This window comes from Clostridium sp. LS (assembly GCF_002760435.1).
Taxonomy (GTDB): Bacteria; Bacillota; Clostridia; order Clostridiales; family Clostridiaceae; genus Clostridium.
In genome coordinates, this window is the sequence record NZ_AUUU01000015.1 from 1 (window position 1) to 17,332 (window position 17,332).

General features: G+C 30.4%; 14 protein-coding genes. All 14 read right to left on the minus strand.

Annotation, left to right across the window (positions count from 1 at the left end):
- Positions 1-129: 129 nt before the first annotated feature.
- The gene (hxlB, locus tag COL3_RS04305; protein ID WP_008429023.1) at positions 130-672 is read right to left on the minus strand and encodes a 6-phospho-3-hexuloisomerase; all 543 of its coding nucleotides are present in this window, start codon (positions 670-672) and stop codon (positions 130-132) included.
- Positions 669-1,292 (minus strand): orotidine 5'-phosphate decarboxylase / HUMPS family protein, encoded by a 624-nt coding sequence (locus COL3_RS04310; RefSeq protein ID WP_008429025.1) that lies wholly within the window; start codon positions 1,290-1,292, stop codon positions 669-671. The genes hxlB and COL3_RS04310 overlap by 4 nt, the downstream gene beginning before the upstream one ends.
- Positions 1,293-1,309: 17 nt before the next feature.
- The gene (locus COL3_RS04315) at positions 1,310-2,275 is read right to left on the minus strand and encodes a sugar kinase (RefSeq protein WP_008429026.1); all 966 of its coding nucleotides are present in this window, start codon (positions 2,273-2,275) and stop codon (positions 1,310-1,312) included.
- A gap of 19 nt (positions 2,276-2,294) precedes the next feature.
- Entirely contained in the window at positions 2,295-3,038 is a 744-nt protein-coding gene (locus COL3_RS04320; protein ID WP_008429028.1) for a sugar phosphate isomerase/epimerase, read from the minus strand.
- Positions 3,039-3,050: 12 nt separating this feature from the next.
- Positions 3,051-4,100, minus strand: a complete 1,050-nt coding sequence (locus COL3_RS04325; RefSeq protein ID WP_008429030.1) for a LacI family DNA-binding transcriptional regulator — start codon at positions 4,098-4,100, stop codon at positions 3,051-3,053.
- Between the two features lie 389 nt (positions 4,101-4,489).
- On the minus strand, positions 4,490-5,782 hold the full coding sequence (locus COL3_RS04330; protein ID WP_008429032.1) for an MFS transporter: 1,293 nt from the start codon (positions 5,780-5,782) through the stop codon (positions 4,490-4,492).
- Positions 5,783-6,209: 427 nt separating this feature from the next.
- Entirely contained in the window at positions 6,210-7,070 is an 861-nt protein-coding gene (locus COL3_RS04335; RefSeq protein ID WP_008429033.1) for a Cof-type HAD-IIB family hydrolase, read from the minus strand.
- A 192-nt stretch (positions 7,071-7,262) separates the two neighbouring features.
- Positions 7,263-8,723, minus strand: coding sequence for a 6-phospho-beta-glucosidase (locus COL3_RS04340; protein ID WP_008429035.1), 1,461 nt, complete (start codon positions 8,721-8,723; stop codon positions 7,263-7,265).
- Positions 8,724-8,865: 142 nt separating this feature from the next.
- Positions 8,866-10,227 carry a 6-phospho-beta-glucosidase gene (locus COL3_RS04345; RefSeq protein WP_008429037.1) on the minus strand — a complete coding sequence of 454 codons (1,362 nt, stop codon included), beginning with the start codon at positions 10,225-10,227 and terminating at the stop codon, positions 8,866-8,868.
- Between the two features lie 357 nt (positions 10,228-10,584).
- Positions 10,585-11,415 (minus strand): SUMF1/EgtB/PvdO family nonheme iron enzyme, encoded by an 831-nt coding sequence (locus tag COL3_RS04350; RefSeq protein WP_008429039.1) that lies wholly within the window; start codon positions 11,413-11,415, stop codon positions 10,585-10,587.
- Positions 11,416-11,650: 235 nt separating this feature from the next.
- Complete coding sequence (locus COL3_RS04355; RefSeq protein WP_008429041.1) at positions 11,651-12,289, minus strand: glycoside hydrolase family 11 protein; 639 nt, start codon at positions 12,287-12,289, stop codon at positions 11,651-11,653.
- Between the two features lie 673 nt (positions 12,290-12,962).
- Entirely contained in the window at positions 12,963-13,817 is an 855-nt protein-coding gene (locus COL3_RS04360) for a polysaccharide deacetylase family protein (RefSeq protein ID WP_008429043.1), read from the minus strand.
- A gap of 48 nt (positions 13,818-13,865) precedes the next feature.
- On the minus strand, positions 13,866-15,452 hold the full coding sequence (locus COL3_RS04365; RefSeq protein WP_008429045.1) for a response regulator: 1,587 nt from the start codon (positions 15,450-15,452) through the stop codon (positions 13,866-13,868).
- Positions 15,453-15,468: 16 nt separating this feature from the next.
- The gene (locus COL3_RS04370) at positions 15,469-17,283 is read right to left on the minus strand and encodes a histidine kinase (RefSeq protein ID WP_008429047.1); all 1,815 of its coding nucleotides are present in this window, start codon (positions 17,281-17,283) and stop codon (positions 15,469-15,471) included.
- Positions 17,284-17,332: the final 49 nt, after the last annotated feature.

Sequence of the window (17,332 nt, forward strand, 5' to 3'; positions counted from 1 at the left end):
TTTCATTTGCTTCTTTAATGTGTTCTACGTTTGCTGTGTCTAAAAAAAATCTCATTCTATTTTCTCCCCTTTATTAACAATTTCTTATAATATATTTATTGTTCTACTGCATCTATATAAAATACACTATTACTCTACATTAATATGGTTTTTTGCGGCTTCACTATCAGATAAATTATCTTTTTTACTTATTAATAAGCATAGATCGTCTAATACTATATGGACAGATTGATCAAATAAAGAACTTAAAAGTTGAATTGATGCAACACCATTATCATTTTTTGTTTTTCCTGGGACCTCAAGTACTAGATCCGATACTTCTGCAAGAGGAGAATCCTTTTTGCTTGTAACTCCAATTATAGTTAGTCCTAAATCTTTTGCTGCTTTTGCATTACTTAATGTATTTTTGGTTTTTCCAGAACCTGATATTGCAACATATATATCACCTTTTTTTAGAGCAGGTGTAATTGTTTCTCCCATCACATACGAGTTATAACCAATATGCATTAAGCGCATTGCAAATCCTTTTGCTTGGAATCCACTGCGGCCTTCTCCATCAACAAAAATCCTCATTTCCTTTTTAAAAATGCTTACTATTTTTTTTATTTCCTCTTCATCTACTTTTGCTATTACATCCTTAATTTCCTCTAATATTTGGTCTATTGTTCTCATTTTCCTATTCTCTCCTTAAATTGTTTTGCTTTTTCTACTGGATTTTCTGCACCAGTAATTGCAGAACCTACTATAACTAATTCTATATTATGCTTATTTAATTCTGGGATACAATCTAAAGTAATCCCCCCTGCAACTGCAATTTTATTAACTTGCGGAAATCTTTCTTTAAATTCTTCTACTGTTTTACCCGGATTTAATAATTTCTCACTATCAATAGACGCATGTATACAGTAAATAGCATTTTTAAAATGTGCTATTTCTTTAATCTTTTCATCTGAACATTCCAATAAATCTATCATCATTGCTCCATTACTTTGTTCAGAAACCTCATAACATTTTTCTATAGTTTCCAATGATGCACTTCCCATTACAGTTAGAATATCAAAACCTTGTTTAAACCCTTGTTTAAACTCATAAGCACCTTCATCACTAGTCTTAATATCTCCTAATAATTTTGATATCTTTTTTTTACCACTTAACTCTTTTAGTTTAAAAAGTCCATAATCTTTTATTAAAGATGTTCCAATTTCAATAACATCTGCTAACCCATCAAAGATTTTAACTAAATTTTCTGCTTTGTCGAAAGGAACTCTATCTATAGCAACTTGTAACTTCATTTTATCCCCCTTAATCACTATGAAACCTTCCTCTTATAATTTTTAATAAAATCATCTAATTCCCCAACTGTTGGTAGACCTTCATTGTCACTTAAATTCATTACTTGAATGCCACCAATAGCATTTCCTCTTTCTAAAATTTTAATATCATCAAGATCTTCTAAAGTAGCACTAATAACACCTGCTGCAAATCCATCGCCTGCTCCTACTGTATCTACAACAGGAACTTCAAAGCTTGGACACTCATATTCCTTTACTTGTCCGTTTTCTAGTTTCTCTCTAGAATATGACCCTGTAGTACCCATTTTTATAATTACTTTTTTTACTCCTTGGCTTAAATAGAAGTCAGCAATTTCTTCTTTTGTATCTTTTCCCGTAAATAATTTTCCTTCTCTAAAGCCTGGTAATACAATATCTGATTTAATAGCCAATTCATTAGTCACTCTAATCATTTTTTCTTGGCTTTCCCATAATACTGGTCTTGGATTAGGATCAAAGGTAACGAGCATTCCTTGTTCATGAGCTTTTTCTATAGCTTTAAATATTGTTTCTAAAGTAGTTTCACTTAATGCTGGAAAGATTCCTGTAATATGAAGAACCTTTGCATCCGAAAAACTTACCTCATCTAAAATATCTTTAGTTATCTTTGAAGCTGCTGCTCCTTTTCTAAAATACAGTACCTCTGGATCCCCCTCATCAATTCTATTTTTAAATTGAAATCCTGTTGGAGCCTTTTTATATGTCTTTACAAATGTTGCATCTATATTTTCATATTCTAAATAGTTCTTTACGTATTCGCCAAATGGATCATCTCCAACTTGACTTATATATGTTACAGTATGCCCAAGTCTTCTAAGTCCAATAGCCACATTAAGCTCTGCTCCAGCGATTAACCTTGTAAAGTGCTCCACACTGCTAAGATGTTCTTTGGTATCTGCTAAAAACATTACCATTGGCTCCCCAATTGTTATTATCTCACTCATTTTTTTCACCTTCCCCATGTTAATGTATTAAAACTTCTTTTACTTGCGCTATTTCTCCCAAAATATCTTCCCTCTTAATTGGGTATTCAATAATTACTGGTATATCCTTAGATAATTTATTTAACATCAACTTCCAATCAATCTTTCCTTCTGAAATTAATGTAGTACTTGGAGTATTGTTTAAAAAACTTACGTTCTTTAAATGAAATACATTAATATTAAAATTTAATAGATCAAATGCATTTTTAGGATCTTCATTTTGCCAGTACCAATTACCTAAATCAAAAGTATAGCCAATTGGTAATGAGTTGCTGTTAATAAAATCAATAGCATTTTTTACACATTTTAAATTTCCATTTTCAACTGTTTGATCATTTTCTATCGTGACTTTTATATTGAAATATCCAATAATATCCTCTATTTTTTTTCTCTCATCTACATCTAAATTTTCTAAGTCACCGATGTTAAATTTGATATGCGTTGAACCCATCTGTTTTGCTTCTTCAAAATAAGTTTTTATATTAGAATTTATTCTTTTTTCACAAGCTATTTTCTCAGGAACTGAATAATAAATTTCTATGTCGAGTTCTTTAGCTAACTTACTTATTTCTTTTAATTCTTCACTAGTGTTTTTTAAATATTCTCTTCTTATTTCAGCAATAGAAATTCCTAAGTTTCCTATCTCACTTAATATTTTTTCTTGCTCTCTTCCATTATCTAAGTCATTTTTAAAGACCAATAAATTTATACCTAGTTGATTCATACTTATCACCACTTACTTTTTTATACTTCTTGTTGAGTAGTTTAAATGAATTTTAACTGGAACTTCTTCTAAAATAAACTCTTCTGTTCTGCTGCCTTCTATCCTTTCAAATAGTAACTTAGCAGCTTTTTCTCCCATTTCATATGGATTTTCATCTATTGATGTAATGCCTGGGCCAATTAAACGTGCCCATTTTTCATCAGCAAAACCAAATATGCCTATATCTATTCCAATTCTTATTTGTAAATCATATATGCACTCTACAAGAACTTTTAATATTTCATCATTGTTTGCAAAGAAACAAATATTTTTATCCTTATTTTTATTTAAGATAGCTTTTATTTTCTTTTGTATCTCTCCCACCTCATTTTTTTTAATAATAGCGGTTTCTCCTGATACAAATGAATGTTGAGATAAAAATTCTTCCATTGTCTTTTTTCGGTCTAATCTAGAACTTATACCATTTATATCTTCTGTAAAATATACATAGTAATCATAATCATTTTTTAGCAGTTCATTTAATATATTTCTTGTTACATCTGCATTATTTATGGTCACTGAATCATAAATTAATGGGGTTACAAATCTATCTAGCAGCACTATTGGTTTAAAATTGTCTCTGCTTTTAAATTCCTCTAAATATTCATAGTTGTTACCTGTAGTATTTACTAGCAAGCCATCCACTTGACTATCTAATAAAGACTCTATATTTTCTTTTTCGCGCACAGCCATATTATCTGCATTTGTAACAAGTAATTGATAGTTATTTGCTCGACATACGTCGTTTATACCTTTTATAAGTAATGAAGAAAAGGGATTTCCTATATCTGCAATCGTTACACCTATTATATTAGAATTTTTGGCTTTTAGTGTTTGTGCGATACGATTTGGTCTATATTTTAGCACTTTAATTGCCTCGTCTATTTTTTCTTGAGTTTCCTGTGACATAAATTCAAAATTTTTATTTAAATATCTAGATATTGTTGTTTTAGAGACTCCTACATAAGCAGCAACATCTGCAATTGTGACATTTTTTTGTTTATCTGTAGAATTTTTTAGCATAACTTATTCCTCCATTCAATACTTTTATTATCAATCTTAAATGTTAAAGATTCAATAATTTATGCTATTATTCTCTATTTTTCCTTAACATATTTCCAAATTAATCTAATAAAATTAAATATACTCTAGTATGGTTATATTTAACTAGTTTATCGTTTTAGTTAACCGGTTTCTAAATTGACAATTTAATGTTAAGACTTTCACCAAAAAATGTCAAGCCTTAGTTCTAAAGATTAATTTATATAACAGCACTTTTTTATAAAATTAAGTACCATGCAAACATGTTTGGAAATTTCACTCTAGATATCCTTTACATTGATTTAATTAAAAGGTTACCCCTAGTCTCATTTTATTTGTGTATCTTTTTTAATTAAATAAAAAATCTAGTATTATGAGGCTTCTACCTCTACTATATTTTTTGCTTTTTTTGAAGATTTAGAATTTTTTACAGCGGCCATAAGAAATACTGATAATAGTAATGAACCCGACATAAATATATAGGATGCATTCACTGAACCTGTTGCACCATTCAGATATCCTACAATATATGAACCTACAAATGAACCTAATGCTCCCATACTATTAATTAAAGCAGTTGCTCCTCCTGATACATTCTTAGGTAATATTTCTGTAATTATTGCAAAGAATGGACCATAAGGCGCATACATTACTCCACCTGCTATTACAAGTAAAATATATGATAACCAGAAGTTTGAAGTTCCAATTAGATAAGAACCAAAAAACGCTATAGTACCTATTAGTAAATAAGCCCATACAACAGTCTTACGATTTCCTGTACGGTCAGAATAGTAAGATGATGCTAACATTAGTACTATGGCTAAAGCATATGGTAATGAAGATAACCAGCCTGCTAAAACAATACCAATTTGTGGACTTGCCTTAAGAATTGATGGCAGCCACATTACGAATCCATAAACTCCTATACTCCAAAAGAAATATTGAAATGATAAAATTATTACAGCAGGTGTTTTAAATGCTTCTCTATAATTTTTTACTGGTTTTATTCCCTTTTGTTCTTCTTCCATTACTATTTCAATATCTTTCTTTTCCTGATCTGTCAACCATTTTGCTTCTTTAGGCTTATTATCTGCAAGCTTTAACCAGAAAAATGCCCATAGAATTGGTGGTATTCCTTCAAGTATAAACATCCAACGCCATCCAACAGAATTTACTAAATAACCAGATACAATTGACATCCATAAAACAGTAGCAGGATTACCCAAAATTAAAAATGTGTTAGCTCTTGAACGTTCTTTTTTAGTGAACCAATTGCTTAAGAAAATTAGCATTGCCGGCATAACGGCACTCTCAATTATTCCAAGCATAAATCTAGTGACCATTAAAACTTTTACATTTGTTATCAAACCATTTGAAGCTGCAAGCATCCCCCAAAGAATTAAACTCCAGAAAACCAATTTTTTAGCGCTTTTCTTTTCTGCAAACCATGCTGCTGGCACTTGAAAAAAGAAATAACCTAAGAAAAATAATGCAGATAATAATGAAGCTACTGATGCAGTAATGTGTAATGACTCACCCATTCCCCCTGCAACACCAAAACTATAATTTGCACGGTCTAAGTAAGCTAAACTATAAGTTATAAATGCTACTGGTATTAGTCTTTTCCATCTTTTAGAAGTTAATTGAATACTTGATTTATCCATTTTATATCCTCCCATAATAATTTATTTTGTATCTATTGTCAGTTAAAGACAATTCTATTTATAGTCTAGTCAGCATCATATTTGTTTTAAAAACTTGTGATCCACTTAAATCATTTTCTTAATTATTATTATTTATAATTATTCCCTCCTATTATTCCTAAACTAGCTTAAAGATAGCTATCTTCAAGTTTTTACATAAAAAAGCTATGTGTATCGTTTTAGTTAACCGGTTAACTATCTTACATTTAGATGATAACGCTTTCAATTTAAGATGTCAAGTATTATTTGTAAAAAAGTTCAAAACTATTATAACTAAAAATAAAAAACCATTCTTTTCAGCGCGCTCTTTGGTTAATAATTAACTCTGCTACTAAAAAAATGGTTTATAATAATTTTAATATTAATGTATATCTAAATACAGCTTTCTTTATAAGTTTAAAACTTTATAAATGGCCTTAGCTACCCCATCATTATCATTGGTATCGGTTATATATTTTGCTATTTCCTTTATTTCAGGAACCGCATTTTCCATCGCAAAGGACTCAGTAAACTCTGTAAACATGGAATAATCATTAAAACTATCTCCAATTATCATAACTTCATCTTTTTTTAAACCCATCTTTTCTGCAACTTTTGCTAATATGAGACCTTTTTGAGCTTCCTTATTATTTATTTCTATATTCTTTGTAAAAGTAGAAGCAATAACAAGTCCTTCAATAGACTCTAATTTTCTTTTTACTTTTCTAGTAGTTTCTTCATCATTATAAAATGCAACAAATTTTCCAATTTTAACATCGCTGCTTAAAAATTCATCAATATTTTTAACATACTTTAAATTAACAAAATGCGGGTGCAATTTTGCAAGTTTTAAAGCATCTTCAAGGCTTGTTTCTGGATCAAAAACTCTAATTCTATATGCAACTTGTGTTAATGCTTCTTCCTCAGTATTAACGCTATATAATCCATCATTAGTATACATCTCTGCTACAATTTTTTCCTTTATTATCATATTTATGACTTCTCTTGCTTCTTTTTTATCAATATAAATTCCTTCTAAAACTTTTCCTTCTTCGTCTATGTACTCGCCACCATTTAAGACTATACACTGGCATTTTAAATTGCATTCCTCAAGAAGTGGCTTAACATCCTCATACATTCTACCAGTGGAAATCGCAAATTTTACTCCTATTTTTTCAGCTTTTTTAATAGCTTCTATATTTCCTCTTGATATTTTATGGTTACTATTAAGCAGCGTACCATCCATATCAGATGCGATAAGCTTTATCATATATTAATTCCTCCACGTTCACTCATCTAAATTCTTCAATTTCATATATATATTTTATTATATACTATAATACACAAAAAATAAGGTTAGAATTCAATTACATTTTATTGTAGCCTAATACAATATAAAACCATGTGTAATAAGGAAAAAGTTCTCCTTATACGCATGGTTTTTTATTCATAAGACTTTATATTAAAGTTCTTCTCCATTAGTTTCTATTACTTTTTTAAACCAATAGAAACTCTTCTTTCTTGATCTGCTTAAATCTCCATTTCCGTCATTATCTTTGTTAACATAAATGAAACCGTATCTCTTTTTCATTTCTCCTGTTGAAGCACTTACTAAATCTATGCATCCCCATGGAGTATACCCTATTAATTCAACACCATCATTTACAGCTTCTTTCATTTCTTCTATATGTGATCGTAAATAGTCGATTCTATAATCATCATTAATTGAACCGTCTGCCAGAACTTCATCTACAGCACCCAATCCATTTTCCACAATCATTAGTGGAATTTGATATCTATTATAAATATTATTTAGCGTCCATCTTAGGCCCTTAGGATCAATCTGCCAGCCCCAGTCACTTGCTTTAAGATATGGATTTTTTACTCCTCCAAGTATATTTCCTGAAGTCCTTTCTAATTCTGGATCTGAACTTGCGCAATTTGACATGTAATAACTAAAGGTATAGAAATCGACACAGCCTTCCTTTAAAATTTCTTCATCATTTTCTTCCATTTTTATTATAATATCATTATCTCTAAAATATCTCTTTGCAAAGCTTGGATATGCTCCTCTTACTTGAACATCTGAACATAAGAAATTGTTTAAATTATCTCTTTCTTGAGCTAAAAATACATCTTCAGGACTGCATGTATATGGATATGCTGTCATATATGCAATCATACAGCCTATCTTAAAATCTTTATTAATTTCATGTCCTAATTTAACAGCTTTTGCACTTGCAATAAATTGATGATGAAGTGCTTGAAATCTTATTTGTTTACTATCGCCAGCTTCTTTATCAAATGAGAGTTCACCACCTCCATTTAATAAAATTCCGCCACCCATGAATGCACCAAATGGCGTAGTCAAAATGTTTATTTCATTAAAGGTTAACCAATACTTTACTACATCTTTGTATCTTTTAAATATAGTTTCACAATATCTGATATAACAATCAATAACGTCTCTGCTTGCCCATCCATTGTATTTCTTAGTCAATCCGAATGGAGTTTCATAATGGGAGATTGTAACTAAAGGTTCAATATTATATTTTTTTAATTCTGCAAAAACATCATCATAGAATTTTAAGCCTTCTTCATTTGGAACTAAGTCATCTCCATTTGGGAATATTCTACTCCAATTTATTGACATTCTAAAAGTTCTAAAGCCCATTTCTCCAAATAATTTTATATCTTCTTTATAGTGATGATAAAAATCTATTGCTTCATGACTTGGATAATAAGTTCCTTCTTCTATTTCTGGTGTTATTCTTCTTGGAGTTGTATGAGTGCCGCCTGTCATAACATCAGCAGTGCTCAGCCCCTTGCCGCCTTCTCTGTATCCACCTTCAAATTGGTTTGCAGCTGTTGCTCCTCCCCATAAAAAATCCTTTGGAAATCCTTGAAATTTATTGTTAAACATCTTTATCCCCCCGATATTCTAGTTTATAGTTAAAGGCAGAAATCCCTCTTAGGGGATTTCCTAAACATATATTTTAGAAAAGCCTACGGCTTTTCATCCTTCGACTGTAAACTGTTAATTGTAAATTGTTAACTGTATAAAGTTACTTATTTTCCTCTAATTCTTTTATTTTATCAGCAAACTGAGGCAAATGCTTTTTATGTGCAACTAACATTTCATCTAATAATACCTTTGCAATTTTTCCACTAGGAACTAATGGGTTTATTGTAAATGCATGAAGAGCTTTATTATAGTTTCCTGTAACTGCTGCCGAAATTGTTGTTTCCTCCATACCCTTCATTATTTGAACCATTCCTCTTGGCGCTGGATCAAATTTTCCAAAATTAATTGGCTCTGGCCCATGAGATGTTATTGTACTTGAAACTTCTACTATAGAATCATAAGGAAGATCTTCTAATGCTCCATTATTCTTTGTACTAACCACCATAGTAGTTCTCTTATCATTATAGATTGAAGAAATTAACTCACAAGCGGCATCACTGTAATGAGTTCCTCCTCTTTTGGTTAATTGTTCTGGTTTATAATCAAGTTTTGGATCTTTATATAATTCAAATAACTCTGCCTCTGTTCTTTTAACTACTTCTGCTCTTGTTTCGCCTTTTGAGAAGCTTTCCAATTCCTCTTGTAACATATCGTCTGTAATATAATAATATCTATGATATGGGCAAGGTAAAATACCTAAATCTTTAATTTGCTCATAATTAAATTTAATATCTTTAATGTTAGCAACTCCAGCATCCTTCTTTTTCTCAGCTTGGGCTGGATCATATAATTTATCTATTACCTCTGCAGTTCTTTCATTACCTTGCTTATCCCACACTCTATGCCAATGAAAGTGGTTTAACCCTGCAAATTTGAAGAATAATTCACTTGATGGCACTCCTAATTTTTTAGCATCATCCTCTATACAGTTAATTGGAACATTACATAATCCAACAGTTCTATCCCATCCACCATATTTAATAGCTGCTTCTGTGACCATACCTGATGGATTTGTAAAATTAACAAGCCATGCATCTGGGCATAATTCTCTCATATCATCTATTATGTCTAATATTACTGGAATTGTTCTAAATGCTTTAAATATACCTCCAGCTCCATTAGTTTCTTGTCCAATAATCCCATGACTTAAAGGAATTCTTTCGTCTTTTATTCTTGCATCTAAAAGACCTACTCTAAATTGAGTAGATACAAAATCTGCTCCTTTAAGAGCTTTTCTTCTATCTAAAGTTAAATTAACTTTCCAATCAAGACCAGCTGCTTTAACCATTCTTTGAGCCATTGCTCCAACTATTTCAAGTTTTTCTTTTCCGTCTTCAATATCTACAAGGCATATTTCCTTAATAGGAAGTTCATCTTTTCTTTTTATAAATCCTTCAATTAATTCAGGAGTATAGCTTGATCCTCCACCAATAGTAACTATTTTGATTTTCTTTTTTTTCATAGTCTCATCCCCCACTTAGTCAGTTTACAGTTATGGATGAAATCCATTTTGGGGATTTCCGAAAAATTAATTTAGGAAAATCCTGTGGCTTTTCTTCCTTAACTGCTAACTGTTAATTGTTAACTGTAAACTGACTTAATTTCTTTACCTAAAAGATATCATAACTCAATAATAATTACTTTATTTTTGAGATTTTAGTGACACATACTACTTTTTAGTTACTTGTTTTTTTATATAACAGGTTGTTTTTCCATAAAAAAACACCCATAGATCTTAACTTACGTTGATTTCTATAGGTGATTTTAAGGTTTTTAGCCTTGTAGTGCTTCTATTATTCTCAATATATTTTGTTCCCGTTTACTCGCTTCGGCACACACGAAAACCTTGGTCAGGGCCCTTTCCATTTGCATCATACTTCCCCCTGAAAGACGACTCGCAGCTGGTGACATCGCCAATCCAGCCACCGCCCTTGCAAACTCGAACAGAAACAACACTAGTATCTAATCCTTTGTACCAGTCCCAGCACCACTCTCTTACATTACCTGACATATCATAAAGCCCTAATTCGTTAGGTTTCTTGGAACCGATAGATTTTGTTTCACTATTGTTACTTTGTATGGCCGGCCAGTTCCAGTCTCCAGATAAATATTTATCTCCAGCATTTCTCCAATACCATGCTACTTCATCTGAATTATTACTTCCGCTGTATGTGTAACTCTTGCTCATCTGACCTCCACCCGCAGCATATTCCCACTCCTCTTCTGTCGGTAATCTATAACCATTAGCTCCTTCATTGATCGTTACTATCCATTTTATGTCATCGTTATTATTCTTATTATCTGGATCCTTTTTATTCTTATCTATATTGTAATAGGGTTTTAATCCCTCTTTTATACTCCTTTTATTACAGTACTCTATGCAGTCATACCAACTTACCATTTCTACTGGCAAGCTGTCACCCTTGAATTGTGAGGGATTGCTTCCCATTACATCAATCCACTCTTTTTGAGTTACCTCATATTTTCCAATATAAAAGTTTAATGTCGCTGCACCTTTTCCATAATAGTTGGACTTTGTGTTGATAAAAGTCCCACCTTTGACTAATACAAGGTTATCAGGTTTTACTTGCGAACAAGCGTTGAAAACAATCATTATTGCTGCTAAAAGTAAAATTAGAAGTTTTCTCATTAGATATATCTCCTATCTTGTATAAAAATTTATATCCCTTGTCGACCAAGATGATTTCGCATGAGTCTCTTCACTCTTCTGAAAGGTAATATTTAAGCAATATGCAGGTAAGTGTTGTTTTTTATATAAGGTCGATTGCTATAGTATCAGTCGGCCTTAACAATAAATAAAAAACTTTCTTAATAAGTCCAGAAACGGTTAAGTTCCAGTCAGTTGTCTACTTGCAAGTGACCTTCTACCATACTGTTACATTAGCGCTTCCACTACTTTGATATCCTTCTGTTGCTATTATTTGGTATGCCCAGCTAGATCCTAAGGTCATTCCTTTACTTCCCCATGCATCAGCGTGGTTTTTCATAGTAATAGTGTGGTTAGCACCCGTTGAGTTCTTTGATTGTCTAACACTCCAGAACTGTTGGAAAGTTGCAGTACCGTCAATAGAAGGTGCATTAGTTCTAGTTGCAGTATATATATCATATGTGCCTCCATCGCTAGTCACAGTACCTTTATAAGTTCCAGTAGGTCTATAAGTACCCCAGTTATCAACAATGTAATATTCTATTAGTGAATTTCTTGTCCATCCATATAGAGATAAATACCCATTGCCAGAAGGTGCAAATTGACCGGCATTGTAGTTTACTACCCTGGTATATGATCCCGCAGTCCATCCTTTACCAACAACAAAGTTACCACAATTTGACCATGTAACACTATAGTTTCCACCAGATCCATTAGTAGCAGTTACTGTTCCACCACCATCAGTCCAATTTTGCCAATAGTCTGTAGCTGCATTTGCGTTTACGTTTACAACAGAAAGCGCAAGTGTACAGCACATTAACGATGCTAAAAATAATCTTAATCCTCTTTTTTTCATTCTACATTCCCCCTAATTATAACTATTCAGTTACTTTATAATCTTAAATATTTCTATTTGCTACTACTTACCTGCATACTACTTGAATATTACCCTTTATAAATCACTCTCTTTCTATTTTGTCAGTCGCTTTTCTTTGTAGTACATAACTTATCCTATGTCATACTCTGTGAACTTCTAACTATCACCTCCTTTATGGAAAGAAATTCTCTTTAAATAATAACTTCAAAATATTAATTTAATCTATTCTGTCAATAAATCAATTAAAATTTGCTAATGCTACAATTAAATTCTCCAAAAATGGTACTATTGTTTTTCTGATTGTAAGTGATACTTTGAATAAAAAGATAAGTATAATTAGAAAATTGAAGGTTATAACTATCATCATTCCCACGTTTATAATAAAACCATGTGGTTATACTAGCTAGTTATATTTTTTGGGTTAATTTGAATTAATTTCAAAATAATTTTACTAAAATTACCATAAATTTAAAACCCATAAAATTATAGATTTTATACGAATTTTTATACTTATTTGCTATTAGTCATATAAAATAACAGGCTGTACATATTACCATTCATATTTTATTTTAGATAAAAAATTCCCTAACAATACATCTCTGTACTGTTAGGGAAAAATATGAATTTATATATTAAATAACTATATTTTGCCTTAGTTTAGATTCAAAGTATATAATTGTTTTAATCCTCCGCCTTCTATTTCAATAATCTTCTCTCCATATTCAAACCATACTTTTCTGCTTGATGGATTTTTCACATATTTGCCATCAGCACTAAATATTAGTCTGTTATACGCATCAATATATTCATAAATTTCTATATTAGTTGCATACCAAATATCTTTTCTTCCACCTACATATTTACCGAAATCTTCGATTATATGCCAATTATTATTAGCTTCAAATTCATAACTATGGCCCCATAAATAGAACAGATATGGTGTATGAGACACTTTTTCTTCTATAAATTTTCTAGTCAAATCTTGAAGTTCTGGTGCATCATGGTGACAAGTTGCAGTTAATCTCATCCAATCTTTAGGAATTCTAAAATCATTTGTTGATATTACAGTTCTTGCATATACTATTCCGCATGCCTCAAGAGCCGCAACAACTTTATCATCAAATGTACCATACGGGTAGGCCATTCCACGTACAATTGTATTAAATTGCTTTTCAAGGTTTTCCCTATCTTGCATTATTTCCTTGATAATTAAATTACTTGGCAACTGTTCAAGAAATGGATGTGTTAGTGAATGTACTGCTACCTCTTGACCTGAATTTATATATGTTTCTGCAACCTTCTTTTCGGTCATCCTTCGATGAATTTGCCCTTCAGGATAAACAGTACCTTCTTCTGCATACACCCCGCTGTTTAAGTTAAAAGTTCCTTTAAGTCCATACTTATTCATGATTTCAATTAGACGAATGTCTTGCTCTACTCCATCATCATAGCTCAACGTAAGAGCTTTTGCTCTACCTTCGGGGAACCTTAACAATATACTTGCCATAATATTATCACTCCTTATTAAGCTTTTCGTACTCTTCATTTATAATTATCATTTACTACAACAAAATTGTTTTCTATATTGCAGTGGTGTCTTTTCTTTTAATTGAACAAATTTATTTATAAAATAATCGGTATTATTATAGCCAACCTTCTCTGCAATTTTATAAATTTTCTCATCACCTCGTTTGAGTAATTCTGCTGCTTTTTCAATTCTATATGCATTTAGGTAGTCTTTAAATGATACATTGTATTGTTTTTTAAAAATTTGCCCCAAGTATGCACTATTTATATAATATTTTTCACTTAAGTATTTTAAGCTTAATTTATCCATGTAATGCTCTGAAATTTCTTTGTCAATCTGACATAGAATTCCCTGAAATGAGGTTTGTCTTAACTGGCTTAGATATTCCGCAAAAACTAAAGAAAAGTCCTTTAAATGATTTGCACTTCCTCTACTTATCATTTGTTCAAAAGAAACGGAACTAATATACTGCATTACTTCCTCTTGATCAACTTCAGAATCTAACTCCTTTGCAATATTAATTAAATTGCATAATAAATAATTTATATTAATTTTTATAATATCTAAATTTATCTTATATTCTCTAAAACTTGCGTAAATTTTATCAACGCACTTTATTATTTCTTCCTGATTGTTATCTTCAATTTCATGAATTAAATAATCCATGTATTGTTTTCCCTTATTACAGCTGAATTCTTTCTTCTTAGCCATTTCATCATAATATGCAATATTATTACCAATTGAAAAATCAGAAAATAATTTAGCCACAGATGCAGATTTATATGATAATGCTATTTCTTCAATACTATTAACTTTCTGTCCTATATAAATGAAAAAATCGTACTTCTGAATTTGCTTCATATGAGTTTTAAAGCTCAATATATATTCATTTTCACTCATTTCCTTTTCTTTAGCTAACCTTTTATCATAAATAAAACCAATATCATAACAGCCTTTAGACTGTCCTACATCAATAATTACATTGTAATAATTTTCGCCTAGCCATTCGACCACATTTTTATGAAAAATTAATTGCTGTTCTCTTTTCTCACTATCTGATACGCTCATTTCATAATTAATTTCAATAATCATATATCGTAATTCAGAAGAAAAATTCTGATGCCTTTTAATATATTCTAGGTTAGAATCATTGCATTTTCCATATATGATTTCATTTAAGTATCTATCATAAATAGCTTTATCTTTTATTTTTTGTATTATATGCCTTTGTTCCCGCTTAATATGCTCTTCCTTAAACCCACTCAAAACCTTAATTAGTTCTTCTCTATTAATTGGTTTTAAAATGTAATCAGTTACATTACATTTTATTGCCTTTTTAGCATATTCAAACTCGTAATAACCGCTTAGTACAATAAATTTCACTTCATTTAACATATTACCACGTACATATTCAATTAATTCAAGACCATTCATTTCAGGCATTTTTATATCTGCAATTATTAAATCAATATCTTTTACTTCTAACTCTTTAATGGCTTCAATACCATTCGCAGCCTCTCCAACAACTTCGTATCCATATTGTTCCCAATCAATTAAAATCTTTAAGCCTTGTCTAATAAATGGTTCATCATCTACTATTAAAACTTTAATCATAAATCTCCCCCTAATATTAGCAATTAGTATTTTCATTTTCTTTAACTGCATGATTGTTTAACTTTAGTTCATCAAGACAAATTTGTATGGTGACTTCTGTACCTTCTCCTAATTTACTTTCAATTTGAAATTGCATACTATTATTGCAGTACATTTGTAAACGCATACAAGTATTAAGAACTCCTGTACTTTTACTATTATTTAGAGTTTCTATTTCTGCATTATTAAGTTTTTCCCTAATTGAATTGAGCTGCCTTTTATCCATTCCAATTCCTGTATCTGAAATTTCAATAATTAAATTATTATCATATCTAAATATAGCTACATTAATACTTGCATTATGAGACACTTCCTCAATTCCATGAACGCAAGCATTTTCAACGAAGCTTAAAATAGACAGCTTTGGAATCTTTATATTCTTGCACTTTTCCATGACATAAAAACTATAAGATAATTTATCACCAAAACGGTATTTTTGAATTTGGAGATAATTTTCTACAAAACGCATTTCATCTTCAATAGCAATATTATCTTCTCCCCAATTTATTGTTTTTCGCAGCAATGATGATAAATTTTCAATTATTCCAGCAGTCTCAACTTCCCCTTTAATTAAACTTCTCATACGAATGCTTTCAAGGGTATTAAACATAAAATGAGGATTCACCTGACTTTGGAGCGCTTTTAATTCTGCCTGTTTTTTAGCTAGTTCAAGGCGCTGTTTTTCTACATCTCTCTTAAATACCACTTCTATTAGTTCTTTAATCCTTAAAACCATCATATTATAACTTCGAATTAATTTCCCTATTTCATCTTTTCCATAACTATATTCTTCTATTATGGAAAACTCTTCATTTTCCACTTTTCTTAAATATATATTAAGTAAAGCAATCCTATTACCAATTGAATGCGAAATTAAAGCTATAATTATTGTAGGCAGCAGTAGATTTAATATTATCAATTCAATAAATAATTCTTTTTTTTCAATTATCTTCAAAAATGGGCTCGTTCCTTTTTCAGTAATCATTATATTCCACTTTTCTTTTGACATCTTAAACTTATAGAAATCGTTTAATTTGACCTTCTCGCCTTTTATGGAGTCTATAGAATCAAATTCATCTGCTCCTACACCATATTTTTGATTAGAAAATAAAACTAAATCTTTATTACATATATATATATTATCTTCCATTTTTTCATTTAAAATATTATTCAATATTACGTTATAATCAACATCTATTCTCAAAATATTTTCATGGGTTTTATCAAAGTTGTCCAATTTTCGAATAATGCTAATTGTCCTAGCCATATTATTTATAGATAATTTTTTATCCTCATCGTAAAACACAGATATAGTCATAGCCTCTTTATTATTCTGAAACTGTTTGTACCACTCACTTTCACGTATTTTGGGCGTTAACTTTACAAAATTATCGCTATCACTTATTGTGCTATTGTCTGTAAAAATTGTAACTTGATATACATGTTGCGGCCCATAGTAATACTTTATTACATTGTTTTGTAGTAAAAAAATATATCTGTCATAGTAGGCGAGAAGGCTATTATATCTTTTATTAATGAAATCATTTAAAGTTATGTCTTTATATAAGTGATCTGATACTAATACACAATCATCAAATACTGCATCTAAATTATACTTAACTCTATCAATAGAATGCTCCATGTTTATTCTCTGTTCTTTTTCTTCACTATTTCTTATAGTAATATAGAATATAGAGTTAGTAACAATCATAGGAACTAATACACAAACAAGATATATTAGTAATAATTTTGATCTAATACTATAATTATTCAGTATTTTAAGGTTCTTCATTCTATTACCTCTTTTTTAATTTATCACTCTCTTACATTCTATGATATAA